Source organism: Leisingera sp. CC-HEC096 (assembly GCF_059429235.1).
Genome location: NZ_JCAIJS010000001.1, coordinates 2,291,788 through 2,310,658 on the forward strand (window position 1 = coordinate 2,291,788; position 18,871 = coordinate 2,310,658).

22 protein-coding genes are annotated in these 18,871 nt (G+C 64.9%); 13 read left to right on the plus strand and 9 right to left on the minus strand.

Going from position 1 to position 18,871, the window contains the following annotated elements; all coding sequences use genetic code 11:
* Positions 1 to 11: 11 nt before the first annotated feature.
* Positions 12 to 671, minus strand: coding sequence for a hypothetical protein (locus AC5STI_RS11060; RefSeq protein WP_495446675.1), 660 nt, complete (start codon positions 669 to 671; stop codon positions 12 to 14).
* 154 nt (positions 672 to 825) lie between these two features.
* Here AC5STI_RS11060 and AC5STI_RS11065 point away from each other — a divergent pair, with 154 nt between their 5' ends.
* Both AC5STI_RS11065 and AC5STI_RS11070 read left to right on the plus strand, forming a co-directional pair.
* The gene (locus AC5STI_RS11065) at positions 826 to 1,149 is read left to right on the plus strand and encodes an antibiotic biosynthesis monooxygenase family protein (protein WP_174147275.1); all 324 of its coding nucleotides are present in this window, start codon (positions 826 to 828) and stop codon (positions 1,147 to 1,149) included.
* A gap of 99 nt (positions 1,150 to 1,248) precedes the next feature.
* Positions 1,249 to 1,656: a universal stress protein gene (locus AC5STI_RS11070; RefSeq protein ID WP_475047348.1), complete on the plus strand. Its 408-nt coding sequence runs from the start codon at positions 1,249 to 1,251 to the stop codon at positions 1,654 to 1,656.
* A 15-nt stretch (positions 1,657 to 1,671) separates the two neighbouring features.
* On the opposite strand, the gene AC5STI_RS11075 is transcribed toward AC5STI_RS11070, so the two are convergent.
* Complete coding sequence (locus AC5STI_RS11075) at positions 1,672 to 2,280, minus strand: hypothetical protein (RefSeq protein WP_495446676.1); 609 nt, start codon at positions 2,278 to 2,280, stop codon at positions 1,672 to 1,674.
* Positions 2,281 to 2,433: 153 nt separating this feature from the next.
* On the opposite strand from AC5STI_RS11075, the gene AC5STI_RS11080 reads away from it, so the two are divergent.
* Positions 2,434 to 2,694: a TFIIB-type zinc ribbon-containing protein gene (locus AC5STI_RS11080; protein WP_475047350.1), complete on the plus strand. Its 261-nt coding sequence runs from the start codon at positions 2,434 to 2,436 to the stop codon at positions 2,692 to 2,694.
* A 73-nt stretch (positions 2,695 to 2,767) separates the two neighbouring features.
* Here the strand turns inward: AC5STI_RS11080 and AC5STI_RS11085 are convergent, their stop codons facing one another.
* On the minus strand, positions 2,768 to 3,235 hold the full coding sequence (locus tag AC5STI_RS11085; protein WP_475047352.1) for an aminoacyl-tRNA deacylase: 468 nt from the start codon (positions 3,233 to 3,235) through the stop codon (positions 2,768 to 2,770).
* Between the two features lie 338 nt (positions 3,236 to 3,573).
* Between AC5STI_RS11085 and ettA the strand changes: the two genes are divergently transcribed.
* From ettA to AC5STI_RS11100, 3 genes are all read left to right on the plus strand, one after another.
* Positions 3,574 to 5,229, plus strand: coding sequence for an energy-dependent translational throttle protein EttA (gene ettA, locus AC5STI_RS11090; RefSeq protein WP_475047354.1), 1,656 nt, complete (start codon positions 3,574 to 3,576; stop codon positions 5,227 to 5,229).
* 390 nt (positions 5,230 to 5,619) lie between these two features.
* Positions 5,620 to 5,841 (plus strand): hypothetical protein, encoded by a 222-nt coding sequence (locus tag AC5STI_RS11095; RefSeq protein ID WP_475047356.1) that lies wholly within the window; start codon positions 5,620 to 5,622, stop codon positions 5,839 to 5,841.
* A gap of 165 nt (positions 5,842 to 6,006) precedes the next feature.
* On the plus strand, positions 6,007 to 6,228 hold the full coding sequence (locus AC5STI_RS11100; RefSeq protein ID WP_475047357.1) for a hypothetical protein: 222 nt from the start codon (positions 6,007 to 6,009) through the stop codon (positions 6,226 to 6,228).
* Between the two features lie 68 nt (positions 6,229 to 6,296).
* On the opposite strand, the gene trxC is transcribed toward AC5STI_RS11100, so the two are convergent.
* Entirely contained in the window at positions 6,297 to 6,722 is a 426-nt protein-coding gene (gene trxC / locus AC5STI_RS11105; protein ID WP_495446677.1) for a thioredoxin TrxC, read from the minus strand.
* 167 nt (positions 6,723 to 6,889) lie between these two features.
* Between trxC and AC5STI_RS11110 the strand changes: the two genes are divergently transcribed.
* Entirely contained in the window at positions 6,890 to 7,462 is a 573-nt protein-coding gene (locus tag AC5STI_RS11110) for a L,D-transpeptidase (RefSeq protein WP_495446678.1), read from the plus strand.
* A gap of 208 nt (positions 7,463 to 7,670) precedes the next feature.
* Positions 7,671 to 7,880: a cold-shock protein gene (locus AC5STI_RS11115; RefSeq protein ID WP_008557431.1), complete on the plus strand. Its 210-nt coding sequence runs from the start codon at positions 7,671 to 7,673 to the stop codon at positions 7,878 to 7,880.
* A gap of 52 nt (positions 7,881 to 7,932) precedes the next feature.
* Here AC5STI_RS11115 and AC5STI_RS11120 read toward each other — a convergent pair whose 3' ends face one another.
* Positions 7,933 to 8,574 carry an arylesterase gene (locus AC5STI_RS11120; RefSeq protein ID WP_495446679.1) on the minus strand — a complete coding sequence of 214 codons (642 nt, stop codon included), beginning with the start codon at positions 8,572 to 8,574 and terminating at the stop codon, positions 7,933 to 7,935.
* Positions 8,575 to 8,622: 48 nt separating this feature from the next.
* Between AC5STI_RS11120 and AC5STI_RS11125 the strand changes: the two genes are divergently transcribed.
* A complete protein-coding gene (locus AC5STI_RS11125) occupies positions 8,623 to 9,327 on the plus strand; it encodes an ABC transporter ATP-binding protein (RefSeq protein ID WP_495446680.1) in 705 nt (234 codons plus the stop codon).
* Positions 9,324 to 11,849 (plus strand): ABC transporter permease, encoded by a 2,526-nt coding sequence (locus tag AC5STI_RS11130; RefSeq protein ID WP_495446681.1) that lies wholly within the window; start codon positions 9,324 to 9,326, stop codon positions 11,847 to 11,849. Before AC5STI_RS11125 ends, AC5STI_RS11130 begins: the two co-directional genes overlap by 4 nt.
* A gap of 17 nt (positions 11,850 to 11,866) precedes the next feature.
* On the opposite strand, the gene AC5STI_RS11135 is transcribed toward AC5STI_RS11130, so the two are convergent.
* On the minus strand, positions 11,867 to 12,316 hold the full coding sequence (locus AC5STI_RS11135; protein ID WP_490399823.1) for an RrF2 family transcriptional regulator: 450 nt from the start codon (positions 12,314 to 12,316) through the stop codon (positions 11,867 to 11,869).
* A 101-nt stretch (positions 12,317 to 12,417) separates the two neighbouring features.
* Between AC5STI_RS11135 and AC5STI_RS11140 the strand changes: the two genes are divergently transcribed.
* Both AC5STI_RS11140 and AC5STI_RS11145 read left to right on the plus strand, forming a co-directional pair.
* The gene (locus tag AC5STI_RS11140) at positions 12,418 to 12,993 is read left to right on the plus strand and encodes a gamma-glutamylcyclotransferase family protein (protein ID WP_490399822.1); all 576 of its coding nucleotides are present in this window, start codon (positions 12,418 to 12,420) and stop codon (positions 12,991 to 12,993) included.
* The gene (locus tag AC5STI_RS11145; protein WP_495446682.1) at positions 12,986 to 14,191 is read left to right on the plus strand and encodes a DUF2254 domain-containing protein; all 1,206 of its coding nucleotides are present in this window, start codon (positions 12,986 to 12,988) and stop codon (positions 14,189 to 14,191) included. Before AC5STI_RS11140 ends, AC5STI_RS11145 begins: the two co-directional genes overlap by 8 nt.
* Positions 14,192 to 14,455: 264 nt before the next feature.
* Here AC5STI_RS11145 and gltX read toward each other — a convergent pair whose 3' ends face one another.
* Both gltX and AC5STI_RS11155 read right to left on the minus strand, forming a co-directional pair.
* On the minus strand, positions 14,456 to 15,781 hold the full coding sequence (gene gltX / locus AC5STI_RS11150) for a glutamate--tRNA ligase (protein WP_495446683.1): 1,326 nt from the start codon (positions 15,779 to 15,781) through the stop codon (positions 14,456 to 14,458).
* A gap of 124 nt (positions 15,782 to 15,905) precedes the next feature.
* Positions 15,906 to 16,334 carry a DUF1801 domain-containing protein gene (locus AC5STI_RS11155; protein ID WP_495446684.1) on the minus strand — a complete coding sequence of 143 codons (429 nt, stop codon included), beginning with the start codon at positions 16,332 to 16,334 and terminating at the stop codon, positions 15,906 to 15,908.
* A gap of 107 nt (positions 16,335 to 16,441) precedes the next feature.
* Here AC5STI_RS11155 and AC5STI_RS11160 point away from each other — a divergent pair, with 107 nt between their 5' ends.
* Positions 16,442 to 17,374: an MBL fold metallo-hydrolase gene (locus AC5STI_RS11160; RefSeq protein ID WP_495446685.1), complete on the plus strand. Its 933-nt coding sequence runs from the start codon at positions 16,442 to 16,444 to the stop codon at positions 17,372 to 17,374.
* Between the two features lie 10 nt (positions 17,375 to 17,384).
* Here the strand turns inward: AC5STI_RS11160 and AC5STI_RS11165 are convergent, their stop codons facing one another.
* Positions 17,385 to 18,716: an NAD(P)/FAD-dependent oxidoreductase gene (locus AC5STI_RS11165; RefSeq protein ID WP_495446686.1), complete on the minus strand. Its 1,332-nt coding sequence runs from the start codon at positions 18,714 to 18,716 to the stop codon at positions 17,385 to 17,387.
* Between the last annotated feature and the right edge of the window lie 155 nt (positions 18,717 to 18,871).

Consider the following 18,871-nt stretch of genomic DNA (forward strand, 5'->3'; position numbering starts at 1 on the left):
TGGCGCGGGGTTCAGAACTTCTGCCACAGGCCCAGTTTCAGGCCAAGGCTGCGCTGGCCCGCCTGGCGGTATTCCAGCCCCACGACCAGCTCCCGCTTATCCTTCAGCGGGTAGCGCAGGGAGGGGGTGAGTGTGTAGGAAAACGATCCGCCTTCCGGCTTGGAAAACTCCGCCTGGAGCATCGGTGCGGGCCTGCCGGGGCGGTTCAGGCCGATGGTGGCGTCCAGCTTCCAGATCGCCTCCTGGCCGCTGCCGCGCAGCTCATAAGCGGCATCTACCGCCAGCCAGCCATCGCCGCGGCGGGTCGTGAGACTGCGGCCGTACGACAGGGTGGTTTTGTGCATCAAAAGCCAGAGGCCCCTGACATGATTGCCGCCCGCCCCTGTCTCCACCGCGAGCCGGTAGCGGGCACCTGTGTGCAGCGGCAGCCGGGCAAAAACCAGCGCGTGGCCGGACACATCCGCGTTCTGGTTCAGGTCGATACCGAGGGTGAGCCCGGGGCTGATCCCATAGGCGCCGTAATAGCCAAGCTCATGCGCGGCGGCGCTGCCTGTGTGCCGGTAGGTTGCGCTGGCCGCTGCAAAGGCCTGGCCCGGCTGCTCCAGCCAAGCCCCGCCGGCCGCCGGCTGGGCCAGCGCCAGGGCAAGAGCAGCGGCAAAGGCAGGTTTCATCCCGTGGCCTCAGGTTGGCGTGTGCAAACGGTTCCGCCTTATGGTTAAGGTTGTATTAACAGGTTCGAAAGCCCTCTATGGGTGCACGCACCAAAAAACCCGTGCGCTTTCAGCGCGAACAGGCGTAGGCTGGGGAGAGTCAACGGAGGAGCCAATGCCAAAAATAGCAAAAACCGCTGATATCCAGACCGTTATCACCACCTTCGAGATGACGCCCGGGACCTGCCAGGACCTGCTGGAGGCGCTGGAGGATGCCTATTCCGAGTTTATTTCCAAGCAGCCCGGCTTCATTTCGGCCGGCTTGCATGTGAATGACGCGCAGACCCGTATCGCCAATTATTCGCAATGGCGCCGCCGCGAGGATTTCATGGCGATGCTGCGCAGCCCGGAAATGCGCGAGCGCAACCGCAAGATCAATGAGCTGTGCCGCAGCTTTGAGCCGGTCATGTACGACGTGGCGGAGGTCTTTGGCGCGTGACCCCTGCCCTGCAGGCCGGCCGCTGCCTTGACGCCGGTCAAGGCAGAGCACCGCGGGCGCGGATAATCTGGAGCAGGTTTCAAGCTATGGAGGCGACCCATGTATCATAACGTTCTGGTGCCGATTTCCTTTGATCCCGAACGGGATGTCACCGGACCGCTGAAAGTGGCGCGGCTGCTTTCGGCGCCGGGAGCCAAGGTGACGCTGCTGCATGTGATCGAACAGGTCCCGGCCTATGCGATCTCTTATGTGCCGGCGGATTTCATGGAAGACACCCGCCAGGCGCTGCAGGCAGAGCTGGACGGGCTGGCGCAGACCCTGCCCAACGCCGAGGGCGTGCTGATCGAGGGCCATTCCGGCCGCACCATCCTGGACTGGGCCGAGCAGAACAAGCCGGACCTGATCATCCTCGCCTCGCACCGCCCGTCGATGCAGGATATGCTGTGGGGATCGACCTCGGGCCATGTTGTGCGCCACGCGGCCTGCGCGGTGCACGTGGTCCGCTGAGGCGCGGCCTGAAGATCAAGCCGCAACCGCCTTTTTCAGCAATTGCCAGGCCAGCCGCATCGCGGCACCTGGCAGCATCGCGGACCGTAGCAGCACCTTGTTGGAGTTCACCGCTTCGGCGATGCGGACGTAATGCACCTTCTTTTCCGCGGGCGAGCGCAGCAGGATGGTTTCCGCCTGCCGCATCGCCCGTTCCGTCTGCCGCTTGACCTGCGGCACCGCGGCAGGCTTTACCGCACGGTAGAAATTCAGCCCCTTGCGCACAGGTTTCTGCGCCGGGTCGAGGTTCTTTTTCACGGCCTGCGTCAGGGTTTCCTCCACCAGCACCAGCGCCTTGGCGGCTTCTGCATAGGCCTGGTTGCTGTCTAGCTTCTGCGCCGCCAGCTTGTAGGTGTGGCGGTAGCAATCGAACTTGTAGACTTGCGGCAGCGTGCCGCAGCGGTCGAAGCCGCGGGTCAGGGTGGTGACAACCGCCCGCGTGGAACGCGAGCTCAGCCCGCTGCTCTGGCCGCCGCCGCTATCAGCGCCGCCGCCTCCGCCACCGCCTTCACCGGCCCATGCATAGGCCGGAGCCGACGCAAGGATCAGGGTCAGGAGCCCCGCCTGGATGGTCTTGCTGCTCATTGTTGCCTCCGTGATTTGGGGGCAGCTTACCATGCGTCAGCAGGCCTGAAATGGGCGAAAACCTGCAAAACCCTCGTTTTTGCGCAGGCTTTGTCTTGCGCAGCACAGGTGCACTGCCCACGTGGAGTGCAGGAGTTGAGCAAGGAGACGCAGATGCAGTGCCCGATTGACGGAACCACATTGGTCATGGCCGACCGCGCCGGGGTGGAGATCGACTATTGCCCCCAGTGCCGGGGCGTCTGGCTGGACCGGGGCGAATTGGACAAGATCATCGAACGCTCAGCCCAGCCCGCGCAGGCCGCGCCGCAGCCGCCGCGCCATGAGGACCGCAGCGACCGGTATGACCCGCGCTACAGCAAGCCGTACAAGAAGAAGAGCAAGAAGAACTTCCTGGAAGATCTGTTCGATTTCTGACGCGCCCGCAGGGGCCGCCCCGGGGGTCGGGGCAGCTGGCCGGTTGTTCAGAATCCCGGTCTCCTGACCCGCGTCAGTGGACCGTGCAGAAGGAGCCGTGCTTGGCGTCCTTCATCAGGGTGTCGAAATCGTCACCCTTCATTTCGATCAGCGTCTTGTGGTCGCCGGCCTCGAACCAGACCTTGTCCAGTCCGGTCAGGCTGTCGTCGATCACGGTGGGCACATGATAGGCCGCGCCGACGCAAGGTGCCGCGCCCGGGTCGCAGTCGTCAAAGACCTGGTTCAGCTCATGTTCCGGCGCCAGGCCGAGGCGGCGGTCCATCATCGTTTGCAGCGCGTGCAGATCAACCGTCTGGTTGGACGGCACGACGGCCAGAACCGGGCCTTCCTCCATATGGATGAGCACGGACTTGGCCAGGTGATCCCCCGGCACATGCGCCGATTCCGCGCATTCTGCCGAAGTTGAGGTATAGGGGTGGCGGACAGTGCCGAACGGCAGGCCCTGTGCCTCGAGATGATGTTTCAGGCGTGAGGCGATCATCGTGGGGTCCTCCTGTGCTGTGAAGGGCCCCGGGCCGCTCTGGCTCAGGTCTGTGCCGCCATCGGGCCGGAACGGCCCAGTGTTTCACCGGGGCCTGTGCGGCTCGCATTCCGGCGGCTTCTTCAGGTCTGGGCGCGGCAAACGGCAATCCGGGGCGCCCTCGTGTTTCTGGTGCCCTACAGTCTGCGCCCGAAGGGGTGAGTCGGGCAAGGGCAGGCTGCGGGCGCCCTTTGTGCGGTCCGGGCACATTGCCCGGCGCGCTGCATCCCTCATTGCCCCGCCTGCGCCCTTCGGCTATCACTCCCGCCAGCAAATTCCCCCCTTAACGGAGCAATCAGATGGCCTCCTACCAGTACGTCTACCACATGCAGGGTGTCTCCAAGACCTACCCGGGTGGCAAGAAATGCTTTGAAAACATCCACCTCTCCTTCCTGCCCGGCGTGAAGATCGGTGTGGTCGGCGTCAACGGCGCCGGTAAGTCCACCCTGATGAAGATCATGGCCGGCCTCGACAAGGATTACACCGGCGAGGCCTGGGCGGCCGAAGGCGCCAAGGTCGGCTATCTGCCGCAGGAGCCGCAGCTGGATGAAAACCTGACCGTGCGTGAAAACGTCATGCTGGGCGTTCAGGCCAAGAAGGACATCCTGGACCGCTACAACGAGCTGGCGATGAACTACTCGGACGAGACCGCCGAGGAGATGGCCAAGCTGCAGGACGAGATCGACGCCCAGAACCTGTGGGATCTGGACAGCCAGGTGGACGTGTCGATGGAGGCGCTGCGCTGCCCGCCGGACGATGCGATGCCCGCCAATCTGTCGGGCGGTGAGCGCCGCCGCGTGGCACTGTGCAAGCTGCTGCTGGAAGCGCCCGACATGCTGCTCCTCGACGAACCGACCAACCACCTGGACGCCGAGACCATCGCCTGGCTGCAGCAGCACCTGATCGACTACAAGGGCACCATCCTCTGCGTCACCCACGACCGTTACTTCCTGGATGATATTACGGGTTGGATCCTGGAGCTCGACCGCGGCCGCGGCATTCCCTACGAGGGCAACTACTCGGCCTGGCTGGAGCAGAAGGCCAAGCGGCTGGAGCAGGAAGCCCGCGAGGACAAGGCCAAGCAGAAGACGCTGGAGCGCGAGCTGGAATGGATGCGCCAGGGCCAGAAAGCCCGCCAGGCGAAATCCAAGGCGCGTATCCAGGCCTACAACGAGATGGCCAGCCAGTCCGAGCGCGAAAAGGTCGGCCGCGCACAGATCGTCATTCCGAACGGCCCGCGCCTGGGTTCCAAGGTGATCGAAGTCAATGGCCTGGCCAAGCACTATGGCGACAAGCAGCTGATCGAAGGCCTCGACTTCTCGCTGCCGCCCGGCGGCATCGTCGGCGTGATCGGCCCCAACGGCGCCGGTAAATCGACCCTGTTCAAGATGCTGACCGGCCAGGAGCAGCCCGATGAGGGCTCTGTTGAGTACGGCGACACCGTGAAGCTGTCCTATGTCGACCAGTCGCGCGATGACCTGAACGACAACGACACCGTGTGGGAGGCGATCTCCGGCGGTGCCGAGATCATCGAGCTGGGCGACGCGCAGGTCAATTCCCGCGCCTATTGCTCCTCCTTCAACTTCAAGGGCGGCGACCAGCAAAAGAAACTCTCGCTCCTGTCGGGCGGTGAGCGCAATCGCGTCCACATGGCGCGGCTGCTGAAAGAGGGCGGCAACGTGCTGCTGCTCGACGAACCGACCAACGACCTGGACGTGGAAACCCTGCGGGCGCTGGAAGACGCGCTGGTCGATTTCGCCGGCTGTGCCGTGGTGATCTCGCACGACCGTTTCTTCCTCGACCGGATCTGTACCCACATTCTGGCCTTCGAGGGCGACGCGCATGTGGAGTGGTTCGAGGGCAACTTCGAGGACTACGAAGAGGACAAGAAGCGCCGCCTGGGTCCCGACGCGCTGGAGCCCAAGCGCCTGAAGCACAAGAAATTTGTGCGGTAACCGTGCGATAACGGTGATTTCTTGGGAGGGCGGTCTTGGCGGCCGCCCTTCCTGTTTATGCTGAAGAAGCCGGCAGCAGCGCTGAATTTTCGAATTACGGCGTCCGCCTTGAAATCTATTCTGCCACACAAAGCGCAGGCCAGGCCGATGCGCGCCACGCTCCATAAGGGCAGATCGCTAAAATTGCTTTGATCCTCTGTTTCGTGTTCTCGGAACTCTTCGCTACCATCGCGTCAGGCGGCCAGGATCAGCCGGTTCATTCTGAGCAGGCGCAGTGGAAGCTTATTTTGTTAACCCCTTTTGAACACTTTCTCCTGCAGGGTGGTGTGCAAGCAAGCGGTTGCAACCGGACCATCAAGGCCCGGCCCGCGCAGCAGAACAGGAGGCATTATGGCTTGGGCAGGCATTTTCCTTGGAATGATCGCGGGGCTGTTCGCATCGGTTCTTGGGTACTCGGCACTCGGCCTGCCGCTCTGGCTCAGCCTGCTGGTGTATACGGGGGCCGGGACGGCTGTGGCGCTTTTGACGACGGCCTTGCTGGCCTGGCGCGGTCCCACAGACGGTCCTGAGGGCCGGTTGGATGCCGGAATGGCGGATACAGCCACCGCCTGAAACGGCGGGAACGGCCAGGCGGCGGAGCGCCGCACTACCACCAAAGGCGTAGCCGGCCGCTAAAATTCTACTTATATGACAGCCGCTTCAGTCTTTTGCGCAGTTGTTTCGCGCCTCGCCGGTTTCTACCTTTAGTAGGCGTTGAGCGAGCATAGGAGCGATGGCATGGCTTGGGTAAGTTCAGTTTTCGGAGCAATCAGCGGTTTGGGCTTGATGCTTTCGGCTGTGCTGCTTGCAGGCTGGCCTGCCTGGGTCGCGGTCTTGCTCTACCCCTTCACCGCTGCGCTCTTGTGTCTGATCCTGGTCGCCTATTTGTTCATGAGCAGCGCCCGCCGTGAAGACCAGCAGCAATCAGCACAGTCTGGAGACCTGCTGTACGCCGAATAACCCGCAACCGCGGGGGCGCGCCTGCTATCTCCGCAAGAGGGCCGTGCCGGAAGCAAGCGGCCCGCTGGTTAACTGCGCAGCCAGCCAGTGATCTGGTTCTGCCGCATCACGCCCGACTGGCGCTTTTTCTCCTTGCCGCGCTCGAAGGCGATCAAGGTGGGAATGCCTCGGATCCGGTAGCGGGCGCCGGCGGACGCATGGTCCTGGGTGTTGAGCTTGACCAGCCTGGCCCGGCCGTCCAGCGCCTTGGCCGCCTTGGCGAACTCCGGCGCCATGGAGCGGCAGGGCCCGCACCAAGGTGCCCAGAAATCTGCCACCAGCGGCAAATCATCGTTCCGGACAGCCTTTTGCAGGATGGCAGGATCAACGTCGATTGGCTTGCCCGGCAGCAGCGCCGCGCCGCAGGTGGCGCATTTCGGGCCGCGGCCCAGCTTGTCCTCCGGCACCCGGTTCAGCTGGGCACAGGACAGGCAGGTCAGGGTCTTGGCTCCCATTCCATCGCCTCCTCAATCAGTCGCACAGATCCGGATATAGACGCCCTGCGCCCCTGTGCAAGACACCGCATGCAACACTTGCGGCCCGGGCTGCGGAAACCCGTTGACCGGTCGCGGTTCGCGCCGGAAGATAAAGAGAGATGCAACAGACGTTCAGGGGTATGGCCATGATTTCACGCCGGAAGATTCTGAGCACGGGCACTGCGGCTGCCGCGGCCTCTTTGCTGCCGCTGCCTGCGCTCGCACGCAAGAAAGACCCAGTGGTGTTTGACCCGGTGCCGCAGGAAGTGCGGATCAAGAAGGATTTCGCCCCGGGCCAGATCCTGGTGCTGCCGCGGTCCTATTACCTGTATCTGGTGACCGATAAGCGCAAGGCGATCCGCTATGGCGTGGGCGTCGGCAAGGCCGGGCTGGAGTTCACCGGCCAAGCGGTCATCGAACGCAAGAAGGTCTGGCCGACCTGGCGCCCCACCGACGAGATGATCGAGCGCGATCCCAGGGCCTATGCCAAATTCATTGACAACGAGTACATCCAGCCGGGCGGGCCGGACAATCCGCTGGGCGCGCGGGCGCTGTACCTGTTCCAGAACGGCGTCGACACCTATTTCCGGATCCACGGCACCAACCAGCCGCAGACCATCGGCCATTCGGTGTCAAACGGCTGTATCCGGATGATGAACGAACATGTGGTCGACCTGTACGAACGGGTGCCGCTGGGCACGGTTGTGACGGTGCTTTAGCCGCCGCTCTGCGGGATTTTGCCGCAAAACCCCGGATCACACAGCATTTTTCTTGCACCAGAGGGGATTCGCACCCAATTCTGTCACGGCGATGTTACGCGAATGCCATCACTGTACCTCACCCGGCGCGGTCATGATCATCCGCAAAACTTGCCGGGCTGCCGCATAAGCGGGCAGAGAACTGAAGACGACTTAGGAGTACACGACGATGGCCACTGGCACCGTCAAATGGTTCAACACCACCAAAGGCTATGGCTTTATTGCACCCGAAGACGGCGGCAAGGACATTTTTGTCCATATTTCCGCTGTTGAACGTTCCGGGCTGACCGGCCTGGCGGATAATCAGAAAGTGACCTATGAGCTGCGCGCGGGCCGTGATGGCCGTGAATCCGCAGTGGATATCGCGCTGGTTTCCTGATCCTCTGATCTGAAATGAGATTTTGAAGCAGCCCTGACTGAAAGGGCTGTTTTCACTCGCCGATCGCCTCGATCAGCTGCAGGGCCGCCGGCCCTATGGCTGCCGCATTCAGCGCAACGCCTTCGGCGTTGGGGTGGATGCCGTCGTCCTGCATCAGCGCCTGCGCCGCCGCCGGGTCTCCGCCTGCTTCCACGGCCATGCCTGCAAAGGCGTCCGGATGCAGCACCGCGCCAAACTCTGCCGCCAGCTCCGGGTAGATCGCGTCAAACGCCTGCTTGTAGTCCGGCCCGTAGTTGCGCGGGGCCTTCATGCCGACCAGCAGGATTTCGATGTCCTGGTCCTTGGCAGTCTGCAGAATGCGGCTCAGGTTGGCGCGCGCCTCCTCCGGCGCCAGCCCGCGCAGCAGGTCATTGCCGCCCAATAGCACGATCAGCCCGTCCGGATTATCTGACAAAGTCCACTCTGCCCGCTCAGCCCCGCCCGCGGTTGTGTCACCGGAGACCCCGGCATTTTGCAGGACAACTTCGGCGCCGTTTTCGTTCAGCCAGCGCTCCAGCTGCGGCACCAGCCCCTGGCCCTGCGGCAGCCCGTAACCCTGCACCAGACTGTCGCCAAGCGCGGTGATCCGCAGCGGTTCGGCCCATGCGGCGCCCGAAAAAAGCAGCAAACTCAACAGTGCCAGTATCTTGCGCATCGCCGCAAACACTCCATATCCGAAAGGTGGATCCAACAGGCAGGCCCGATGACCCAGCAAAACAGCCCCGTTCTTCATCTTTTAGATGCGAGTTTGACCCTGAATAGCAATACCGGCCCGGTAGAGATTTTGCACGGTATCTCGCTGGACGTGCGGCAGGGGGAGACTTTGGGACTGGTGGGGCCGTCCGGGTCCGGCAAGTCGTCGCTGTTGATGCTGATGGGCGGGCTGGAGCAGGCAACCGGCGGCCGGGTGACGGCCCTGGGTGCGGATCTGACCGCAATGGATGAGGACGCGCTGGCCCGGTTCCGCCGCAATAACATGGGTGTGGTGTTTCAAAGCTTTCACCTGATCCCGACCATGACCGCGCTGGAGAATGTGGCGACGCCGCTGGAGCTGGCGGGGGTGAAGGATGCCTTTGACCGCGCCCAGGCGGAGCTGGAGGCCGTGGGCCTGGGCCACCGGGCCGGTCACTTCCCGGCGCAGATGTCCGGCGGCGAGCAGCAGCGGGTGGCGCTGGCGCGTGCCCTGGCGCCGCGGCCTGCGATCCTGCTGGCGGATGAGCCGACCGGCAACCTGGATGAGGCCAATGGCGAGGCGGTGATGGACCTGCTGTTCGGCCTGCGGGACCGCTATGGCGCGACGCTGGTGATGGTCACCCACGCGCCGGAACTGGCGGCACGCTGCGACCGGGTGGTCCGGCTGCGCGACGGCCGCGTTGACGGAGACGCCGCGCGCGAGGCGGCGGAATGAGCGGTTCCGCCCTCCGCCTGGCCTGGCGCTTTGCCCTGCGGGAGTTGCGCGGCGGCCTGAAGGGGTTTCGCATTTTCCTGGCCTGCCTGGCGCTGGGGGTTGGGGTGATCGCCGCCATCGGCTCGATCCGCGCCTCCATCGAAACCGGGTTGGAGCGCGAGGGCGCGACGATCCTGGGCGGCGATGCGGAGCTGAATTTCACCTACCGGTTTGCCAATGAGGATGAGCTTGCCTGGGTGGAGCGGACGGCGGTCCGCTATTCCGGGATTGCCGAATTCCGCTCCATGGCCACGGTGGGAGAGGAGCGCGGCCTGACCCAGGTGAAGGCTGTGGACGGTCTCTACCCGTTGAAAGGGGAGATGGAGCTGACCCCTGACATGCCGCTGGAGACGGCGCTGGCGGGCGCAGAAGGCTTGCCGGGCGCGGTGATGGACCGGGTTCTGGCCGACCGTCTGGGCCTGCAGCCGGGGGATACATTCCGGCTTGGCACACAGGACTTCACGCTGACTGCGATGATTGCGCTGGAGCCGGACGCCGCCGCCTCCGGCTTTGAGCTGGGGCCGCGCACCATGGTCAGGAGTGAGGACCTGGCCGGGTCCGGCCTGCTGGAGCCGGGCACGCTGTTTGACACCAAATACCGGATGGAACTGCCGCCGGGCAGCGATCTGGCCGCCCTGCAGGCGGAGGCCGAGGGGCTGTTTGAAACAACCGGCATGCGCTGGCGCGATGCCCGCAACGGCGCGCCGGGGATCACCACCTTTGTCGAGCGGCTGGGCGGGTTCCTGGTGCTTGTGGGCCTGTCGGGGCTGGCAGTGGGCGGGGTCGGTGTTTCTGCCGCCGTGCGGGCCTATCTGGCCACCAAGACCGCGACCATAGCCACCCTGCGCACGCTGGGGGCGGAGCGGCAGACGATCTTCCTCACCTACTTTCTGCAGATCGGTGCGCTGACGCTGATCGGAGTCGGCTTCGGGCTGGTGCTGGGCGGCGTGGGGCCGATGCTGCTGGGGCCGCTGATTGCGGCGCAGCTGCCGTTTCCGGCGGTGTTTTCGCTTTATCCGTCTGCCCTGGCAGAGGCCGCCGTCTATGGTGTGCTGACCGCCTTCATCTTTGCCTTGTGGCCGCTGGCCCGGGCCGAGCGGATCCGCGCGGCCTCCTTGTTCCGGGATGCCTTTGCCAGCCGTACACGGCTGCCCGCACCGCGCTATTTGCTGGCAACTGCGCTGGCGCTGGCGGCGCTGGTGGGGCTGGCGGCGTGGTTCAGCGGCTCGGCGCAGCTGACGCTGTGGACCGCAGGCGGGCTGATGGGGGCGCTGCTGGTGCTGCTGGTCGCCGCGCTGGGGATCGGCTTTGCGGCGCGCCGCGGCACCGGGGCGTCGCGCGGGCGCCCTGCCCTGCGGTGGGCGCTGTCGTCCATTGGCAGCGCGCGCGACGGCGCGGTGCCCGCGGTGCTGGCGCTGGGGCTGGGGCTGACCGTTCTGGCGGCCATCGGCCAGATCGACGGCAACATGCGCCGGGCGATTGCCGGCAACCTGCCGGATGTGGCGCCCTCCTATTTCTTTGTCGATATTCAGCGCAGCCAGATGCCCAGCTTCCTGGAACGGGTGGAGAATGACCCCGCCGTGACCCGGGTGGAAAACGCGCCGATGCTGCGCGGCGTGCTGACCCGGATCAACGGCCAGCCTGCCACCGAGGTGGCGGGCGACCATTGGGTGGTGCGCGGTGACCGGGGCATCACCTATGCAGCGGCCCAGCCGGAAAGCACCGAGGTTACCGCAGGCACATGGTGGGCTGAGGATTATTCGGGTGATCCGCAAATCAGCTTTGCCGCCGAGGAGGCCGAGGAACTGGGGCTCAAGCTGGGCGACACGCTGACGCTGAACATTCTGGGCCGCGATATCACCGGCACCATCACCAGCTTCCGCAACGTGGATTTCTCCACCGCGGGCATGGGCTTTGTGATGGTGCTGAACGAGGCCGCGCTAGCGGGTGCACCGCACAGTTTCATCGCCACCGTCTATGCCGAGGAGCAGGCAGAGGCGGCGATCCTGCGCGATCTGGCGCGGGAGATGCCGAATATCACCGCGATCCGGATGCGCGATGCCATCGACAGGGTGTCGGATATCCTGCGCCAGCTGGCTGCCGCCACCGCCTATGGCGCGGCGGCGACGCTGCTGACCGGGTTTCTGGTGCTTTTGGGAACCGCGGCTGCCGGGGAGCCTGCGCGGCGGTATGAAGCCGCGCTGCTGAAAACGCTGGGCGCCCCGCGCAAGCAGATCCTGCTGAGCTTTGCGCTGCGCTCGGCCCTGCTGGGAGCAGCAGCCGGGCTGGTGGCGCTGGCGGCCGGCATCGCCGGAGCCTGGGCCATCAACGCCTATGTGTTCGAGACGGGATACACGGTGATCTGGCCGAATGCGCTGATGGTCATTTCAGGCGGGGTGCTGACCACGCTGCTGGCCGGGCTGGCCTTTGCGCTGCGGCCGCTGGCCGCCAAACCGGCCCGCATCCTGCGGGCCCGCGAATGATCAGGACTGCGGCGGCCTCAGCGGGCGCCGCAGGACACCGGCTGCAGAATGCGCAACAGGTCGTGGTTGTCGCAGACCAGCGACTCCAGGGAAATGTCATCGAGCGAGGCGTAGAAGGCCTGTGCAGCGTCCGCCAGCGCCACCTTGAGGCGGCAGGCATCAGACAGCGGGCAGGTGTTGTCGGCATCGGCAAAGCATTCGACCATCGGCAGGTTGCCTTCGACATCCCGGAACACGTCGCCGATCCGGATCTCTGCCGCGGGCTTGCCCAGGTTCATGCCGCCGTTGCGGCCGCGCTGGGTGGACAGATAGCCAAGCTGGCTCAGCTGGTTGATCACCTGCGCCAAGTGGTTTTCCGAGATGTTGCAGCATTCGGCAATCTCGGCCTTGGTCACCAAGCGGTCTTCATGCGCGGCGCAATACATCAGCAGCCGCACGGCAATGTTGGTCCTTTTGGTAATGCGCATGGGTCGCTCCCGCAGCTATGGTGCATCGCTTATTGCACAACAGCCGAAAAAGCGGTTTGACATACATCAATAACCGGAATTGCGGCAGAAAGGCGCGGCGAATGACGGCTCCATACTTCTTTGGCTACGGCAGCCTGGTGAACACTGCGACGCATGGCTATGGCGGTGCACAGCCTGCCCGGCTGCGCGGCTGGCGGCGCGCCTGGGTGCATACGGATCTGCGCGAGGTGGCGTTTCTGTCGGCAGTGCCCTGCGCCGCCAGCACAATCGGCGGGCTGATTGCAGAGGTGCCGGGCGCCGACTGGGCGGCGCTGGATGAACGCGAGTTCGCCTATGAGCGGCTGCCCGCGTCGGACAAGGTGCAGCACGGGCTGGATGTCTCACCCGAAGTTTCCGTTTATGCCGTTGCCGCGGACAAGCGGAATGGCGTCACCGAGCAGCATCCGATCCTGCTGAGCTATCTGGATGTGGTGCTGCAGGGTTATCTGCAGGTGTTCGGCGAGGAAGGCGTGCATGACTTTATCGCGACGACCGATGGCTGGGACGCCCCGGTTCTGGACGACCGGGCAGCGCCCCGCTATCCGCGCCATCAGCGCCTGAGCCGTGCGGAGCTAGCCTTGTTCGATGATTTGATCGACAAAACCGGAGCGCGCCGGATAAGCTCAGCCCATGATTGAGCAGAGTCTCCTGTACCTCAGGCGGATTGCCCGCAAGCTTTGGTTCCGGGTGGTTCTGATTTCCATACTCTCGCTGCTGGCGCTGCTGCTGGCACCGCTGGCCAAGCCGCTGCTGCCCGACAGTCTGAGTGAAGACTTCGGACGCGAAGCGGTGCTGCCGGTGCTGACCATCCTCGCTTCGGGCATGCTGGCGGTCACCACCTTTTCGCTCAACGTCATGGTCAGCGCCTACCGCACCGCCGCGTCGATGGCGACGCCGCGGGTTTACCGGCTGCTGCTGGAAGATACCGTGACGCAGCGGGTGCTGGCGACCTTCGTGGGCGGCTTCATCTTTTCGCTGAGCGGCGTGATTCTGTTCCGGGCGCGGTATTACACGCCCGAAGGCGCGCTGGTGGTCTTTGCCATTACCATCCTTGTGGTGTTTCTGATCATCGGCGCGATCCTGCGGTGGATCGATCATTTGTCGGGGCTGGGCAGCATGGACCACACGCTGCGGCTGATCGAATCCCGCACCCGCGACAGCATGCGCGCGCGGCTGAACACCCCCTGCCTGGGCGGCCAATGCTCCGGCGGCGGAGGCATTCCGGGCGATGCAGTGGAAATCCCGGCCGCCCGCAGCGGCTTTGTCCGCTTTGCCGGGCTGGCCCAGCTGGATGAGCTTGCTGACGAAGCCGGTACTGAAATCACCCTGACACGTGCCCCGGGAGAATACATCCTGCGCGGCCAGCCGGTAGCCTGGGCCACGGCCGGGGATAATGACTTCTGCAAGGCAGCGTCCAAGGCGATCGACATTGGCGATGTGCGCAGTTTCGATCAGGATCCGTCCTTTGGCATCACCCTGCTGGCGGAGACGGCTCAGCGGGCGCTGTCGCCCGGCATCAATGATCCGGGCACCGCGGTGGAGGTGATGGGCCGTCTCGGGCGCCTGTTGTGGGAGAACATGCCCGCCGATGAGACCAGCAGCACCCGGGAGCCGCAATTTCCCAACGTGAAGGTGCCGCCGGTGACCGCGCGCCATCTTCTGCGCTGCGCCTATCCTCCGATTGCCCGCTGCGGCAGCGACTCGCCTTCTGTCATGGGATGGGTCCAACAATCGCTGCAGGAGCTGGAGGGCCACCCCAATCCGGAAATGGCCAAGGCCGCCGCGGAGATGCGGGAAAATATCGGGCAGGAGCACCCCGGCGGATCAGCAGGCTGAGGCCGGACCTGCATTCTGCCGCAATCCCGCGCCCTCCCGCCTGTTCAGGCGCAGGCGAGCTGCGCCTTGCTCAGTTGGGCATGGCACCGCGCCGAAGCGCGGTGCTGCGCCGCGCATCTGCGCGGCGCGCGGCCCAACGGCAGGGAATGCATCTTTGATGCAGTTCCGGCGGGCGGGAGAACCACGCCGACTCCTTGGCGAGACTGCACGAAAAAGGGCGGAACCCGCGGCTCCGCCCTTCTGGAACGTCTTGCCGGAAACGGATCAACCGCGGGCCCGGACCTTTTCCATCAGCGCCAGCAGCGCCGACATATCGGGGCCGCGCTCCATGCCGGTCACGGCTTTGCGCAGCGGCATGAACAGGCCCTTGCCCTTGCGGCCGGTGGCTTCCTTGACCGCAGCGGTCCACTTACCCCAGCTTTCGCTGTCATAGGGGCCTTCGGGCAGCAGCGCCATCGCCTCGGCGATGAAGTCCTTGTCCTCATCAGCCACCAGCGGTTCGGCACCGTCGCGGCACAGCTCCCACCAGCCGGCCAGGTCTTTGAGCGTGGTGATGTTTTCCTTGGCCATGTCCCAGAAGGCCGCCTGCTTCTCTGCCGGAACACCCAGCGCGTCCACGTGGGTTTGCACGGTCTCCAGTGGCAGCGACTGCAGGTAGCGGGCGGTCAGCGGATAGAGATCCTCGACATCGAATTTGGTCGGCGCGGCGCCGAAGCGGTTGATGTCGAAACCTTCGATCAGCTCCGCCATCTCCGAGCGCAGCTCCACCGGATCGGAGGAACCGAGGCGCGCCATCAGGCTCAGGAGCGCCATCGGCTGCACGCCGGCCTCACGCAGGTCGCGCAGGGCCAGGGTGCCAAGGCGTTTGGACAGCGCCTCGCCCTGCGGGCCGGTCAGCAGCGAGTGATGCGCGAAGGACGGGACAGAACCGCCCAGTGCCTCGATGATCTGGATCTGGGTGGCTGTGTTGGTCACATGGTCGGAGCCGCGCACCACATGAGTCACGCCCATCTCGGTGTCGTCGACCACCGAGGCCAGGGTGTAGAGAAACTGGCCGTCGCCGCGGATCAGCACCGGGTCGGAGACCGAGGCCGCGTCGATGGAGATGTCGCCCAGGATACCGTCGGTCCATTCGATGCGCTGTTGATCCAGCTTGAAGCGCCAGACGCCGTCGCCGCGCTCGGCGCGCAGCTTGGCCTTTTCCTCGTCCGACAGTGCCAGCGCGGCGCGGTCGTAGACCGGCGGCTTACCCATGTTCAGCTGCTTCTTGCGCTTCAGGTCCAGCTCGGTCGGTGTCTCAAACGCCTCGTAGAACCGGCCGATCTCGCGCAGCTTGTCGGCGGCGGCGACATAGCGGTCGAGGCGCTCGGACTGGCGCTCCACCTTGTCCCAAGTGAGGCCCAGCCATTCCAGGTCCTGCTTGATGGCATCGACATATTCTTCCTTGGACCGCTCCGGGTCGGTGTCGTCGATGCGCAGGATGAAGGTGCCGCCGGCCTTGCGGGCGATCAGATAGTTCATCAGCGCGGTGCGCAGGTTGCCGACGTGGATATAGCCGGTCGGCGACGGGGCAAAACGGGTGGTGGTCATCACGAGTCTCCTGTTGCCTTGCCCCTTGTCACATGGGCGGGCGATTGTCCAGTTTCGGCAGTGTTAACGCGCCTCCGCGCGTGCCTGCGGCGCGAGTATTTGGGGAAAGATGAAAGCCCGGCAGTCACTCAGGCTGTACCGGCCAGAGTGCGTTCAGATCCTTCAGGCCTGCGCGGATCAGTTCGGCCAGGACGTCCAGGTCGATATCGGCGAGCTTGTTCACGTAGAGACAGCTCTTGCCAAGCTTGTGCTTGCCCAGGCGGGAGAGGATGGCGCCATAGTCCTGATAGCCCGGCATGATGTAAACCGAATGGCGTGCTTTTCGAGGCGAGAAGCCGGTGGCGAGAAAGTCACCCTCGCGGCCGGAAGCATAGCGGTAGTGGTAGCGGCCGTAGCCTATGATCGAAGGCCCCCACATCTGCGGCTCATAGCCGGTTACCCGGCGGAACAGCGCATCCAGCTGCTGCGCTTCCGCCGTCTTGCGGGCAGGCTCAACACCAGCAAGGAACGCTTCGACGCTTGACCCGGTCAGGACGGTCTTGTTCTGGCTCATGGCGCGGCCTCCTGCCGCTATCCTAACCCGCATCACGGGATTGTTTACAGCCCTCTGCCGCCGGAGCGCTAGGGTAAGGCCAGTCCAACTCCACTGGAGGTTATGCCATGACTGTTTCCCTCTCCCGCCGCGCGGCCCTGGCCGGCGCCGCCGCACTGCCCCTTGCTGGTGCTGCCACGCCGCTGCTGGCGGGCGCCCACGGCGGCCAAGCCGAAGCGCCGGTTGCCCATTCGTTCAAGCTGGCAGAAATGCCGGTTACCGCTCTGCTGGATGCCTCGGCGCAGCGGGAGGGGCCGAAAGCCATCTTTGGCGGCAATACAAGCGATGAAGAGTTTGCCGAGGTGTCGGAGGAGAATTTCATCTCTGCCAACAGCGTCCAGTTCTATTTCACGCCCTCACTGGTCGACACCGGCGGGGAACTGGTGCTGTTTGACACCGGGCTGGGCAATGGCGGCATTACCAAGGCGCTGGCCGCCGCAGGGGTGACGCCGGACCAGATCAACGTCGTGGTGATCACCCATATGCATCCGGACCATATCGGCGGGCTGATGACGGATGGCACGCCAACCTTTCCGAACGCCCGGTATGTGACTGGGGCGGAGGAATACAATTTCTGGTCCAAGCGCGACCCGGGCGACCGGGTGGGCGATCTGGTGGCCAAGAACATGACGCCGCTGGCGGAGAAAACCACCTTTGTCGATGACGGCGCGAGCGTGGCGCCGGGGATCACCGCAATGGCCAGCTTTGGCCATACGCCCGGGCATATGTGCTACATGCTGGAGAGCGGCAACCGCCAGCTGGTGCTGACGGCGGACCTGGCCAACCATTACGTCTGGAGCTTTGCCCGGCCTGATTGGGCGTTCAGCTTTGATGTCGATCCGGAGGCCGCCAGTGCCTCGCGCCGTCGGGTGCTGGGGATGCTCGCAGCGGACAAGCTGCCGATGATCGGCTATCACATGCCGTTCCCGGCAGCGGGTTTCGTCGAGACCCGCGGCGAGGGGTTCCGGTACGTGCCGGTGAGCTATCAGCTGATGGGCTGACGGCGGCTGTTCAATAGCCGCTTCGCGGGCCGTATTTGCTGCCATCGGTAAAGCGGGACAGGCGGAAGTCGTGCGGGTCCACCACGGGTTTGTCACCGGTGACCAGATCGGCGGTCAGCTTGCCCGCGGCCGGGCCTATGCCGAAGCCGTGGCCGGAAAAGCCGGTGGCGATGAACAGGCCCGGCAGGCGGTCGGCCTGCGAGATCACCGGGATCGCATCCGGGGTCACGTCGATCAGCCCGCCCCAGCTTTGCACCACATCGGCGCCCTGCAGCACCGGAAAGGCTTTCTGCGCCGCCGCCCAGCCGCTTTTCAGCGCCTTTTGCGAAGGCGCGGGGTCCAGCACCCGGCAGAGCTCGAACGGGGTGGTCTGCTGCGGCTGCCAGCGGCGGGCCTGGGCCGCCTCCTCGCGCCAGCGGCTGGTCAAGCGGAACTGCAGCGCGCGCCATTCGTGCCGCAGGCTGGGCAGGAATTTCCAGCCCAAACGGAGGCTGTCGGGCACGATATCGACCATGTTCTCCAACGCGTCCGAGACGGTGTAGCCGCCATCGGCCCGCTTGCGCAGGCCCAGGTTGCCGGTGCGCACAGCGGTTTCCGGCCCGCCCTGCAGCGGTGAGGTGCGCAGGACCGAGTTCAGCACCTTGAGCTGAGGCAGGCCAATGCCCGCATTGCCCAGAAACAGCCGCGACCAGGCGCCGCCCGCCACCACCACCGCCGAGCAGGCGACGCGGCCGCGTTCCGTCATCACCCCGCTGATGCGCCCGGCCGAAGTTTCGACGCTGCGCACCGCGCATTCGGTCATGATCTTGGCGCCCGCGGCCTGGGCGGCAGTGGCGATTGCGTGGGTGGCCAGCTGCGGCTCGGCCCGCCCGTCCATCGGTGTCAGCAGGGCGCTGCGGGTTTTGGTCTGATGGCCGGGCATCAGCTGCGCCAGCTGCTGCCCGCGCACCATACGGGCGCCTTGCCCCCAGCCATCAAGGTTGCGCAGCCAGCGTTCCAGTTGCGCCTCGCGCTTGGCGGTTTCCGCAGTGTAGAGGATGCCGGAGCGGGTGAACCCGGTTTCCTGCCCGGTGCGCGCTGCCAGTCCCTCCCAGAGACGCAGCGATTCCGCCATCAGCGGGATTTCCCGGGGGTCTCGGCAGGAGATCCGCACCCACCCCCAGTTGCGCGAGCTCTGCTCGCCCGCGATCTGTCCCTTTTCGCACAAGAGCACCGAGTGGCCGCGTTCGGCCAGCTCCAGCGCGGTGGCGGCGCCAATGATGCCGCCGCCGATCACCACGGCGTCGACGGCCTTGGGCAAGGCAAGATTGGATTGGAAATGAGGCAGTCTCGGTCCAGGCATGCGGCCTCTATGCCCGCTGCGGAATCGGCGGTCCAGCGTCCAAGCGACGCCCATTGCGCCGCTTTCCGCCATTGTGTTTTTTTCGCCGCATATCAGGGCGTTACCGCCACCGGGACGTGCTTTACCGAATTCAGAAAAGCGCGGAAAAGATCCGC

Coding starts and splice junctions, on each gene's coding strand:
- AC5STI_RS11060 (WP_495446675.1), bottom strand. CDS start 671: ATGAAACCTGCCTTTGCCGCTGCTCTTGCCCTGGCGCTGGCCCAGCCG.
- AC5STI_RS11065 (WP_174147275.1), top strand. CDS start 826: ATGCCAAAAATAGCAAAAACCGCTGATATCCAGACCGTTATCACCACC.
- AC5STI_RS11070 (WP_475047348.1), top strand. CDS start 1,249: ATGTATCATAACGTTCTGGTGCCGATTTCCTTTGATCCCGAACGGGAT.
- AC5STI_RS11075 (WP_495446676.1), bottom strand. CDS start 2,280: ATGAGCAGCAAGACCATCCAGGCGGGGCTCCTGACCCTGATCCTTGCG.
- AC5STI_RS11080 (WP_475047350.1), top strand. CDS start 2,434: ATGCAGTGCCCGATTGACGGAACCACATTGGTCATGGCCGACCGCGCC.
- AC5STI_RS11085 (WP_475047352.1), bottom strand. CDS start 3,235: ATGATCGCCTCACGCCTGAAACATCATCTCGAGGCACAGGGCCTGCCG.
- ettA (WP_475047354.1), top strand. CDS start 3,574: ATGGCCTCCTACCAGTACGTCTACCACATGCAGGGTGTCTCCAAGACC.
- AC5STI_RS11095 (WP_475047356.1), top strand. CDS start 5,620: ATGGCTTGGGCAGGCATTTTCCTTGGAATGATCGCGGGGCTGTTCGCA.
- AC5STI_RS11100 (WP_475047357.1), top strand. CDS start 6,007: ATGGCTTGGGTAAGTTCAGTTTTCGGAGCAATCAGCGGTTTGGGCTTG.
- trxC (WP_495446677.1), bottom strand. CDS start 6,722: ATGGGAGCCAAGACCCTGACCTGCCTGTCCTGTGCCCAGCTGAACCGG.
- AC5STI_RS11110 (WP_495446678.1), top strand. CDS start 6,890: ATGATTTCACGCCGGAAGATTCTGAGCACGGGCACTGCGGCTGCCGCG.
- AC5STI_RS11115 (WP_008557431.1), top strand. CDS start 7,671: ATGGCCACTGGCACCGTCAAATGGTTCAACACCACCAAAGGCTATGGC.
- AC5STI_RS11120 (WP_495446679.1), bottom strand. CDS start 8,574: ATGCGCAAGATACTGGCACTGTTGAGTTTGCTGCTTTTTTCGGGCGCC.
- AC5STI_RS11125 (WP_495446680.1), top strand. CDS start 8,623: ATGACCCAGCAAAACAGCCCCGTTCTTCATCTTTTAGATGCGAGTTTG.
- AC5STI_RS11130 (WP_495446681.1), top strand. CDS start 9,324: ATGAGCGGTTCCGCCCTCCGCCTGGCCTGGCGCTTTGCCCTGCGGGAG.
- AC5STI_RS11135 (WP_490399823.1), bottom strand. CDS start 12,316: ATGCGCATTACCAAAAGGACCAACATTGCCGTGCGGCTGCTGATGTAT.
- AC5STI_RS11140 (WP_490399822.1), top strand. CDS start 12,418: ATGACGGCTCCATACTTCTTTGGCTACGGCAGCCTGGTGAACACTGCG.
- AC5STI_RS11145 (WP_495446682.1), top strand. CDS start 12,986: ATGATTGAGCAGAGTCTCCTGTACCTCAGGCGGATTGCCCGCAAGCTT.
- gltX (WP_495446683.1), bottom strand. CDS start 15,781: ATGACCACCACCCGTTTTGCCCCGTCGCCGACCGGCTATATCCACGTC.
- AC5STI_RS11155 (WP_495446684.1), bottom strand. CDS start 16,334: ATGAGCCAGAACAAGACCGTCCTGACCGGGTCAAGCGTCGAAGCGTTC.
- AC5STI_RS11160 (WP_495446685.1), top strand. CDS start 16,442: ATGACTGTTTCCCTCTCCCGCCGCGCGGCCCTGGCCGGCGCCGCCGCA.
- AC5STI_RS11165 (WP_495446686.1), bottom strand. CDS start 18,716: ATGCCTGGACCGAGACTGCCTCATTTCCAATCCAATCTTGCCTTGCCC.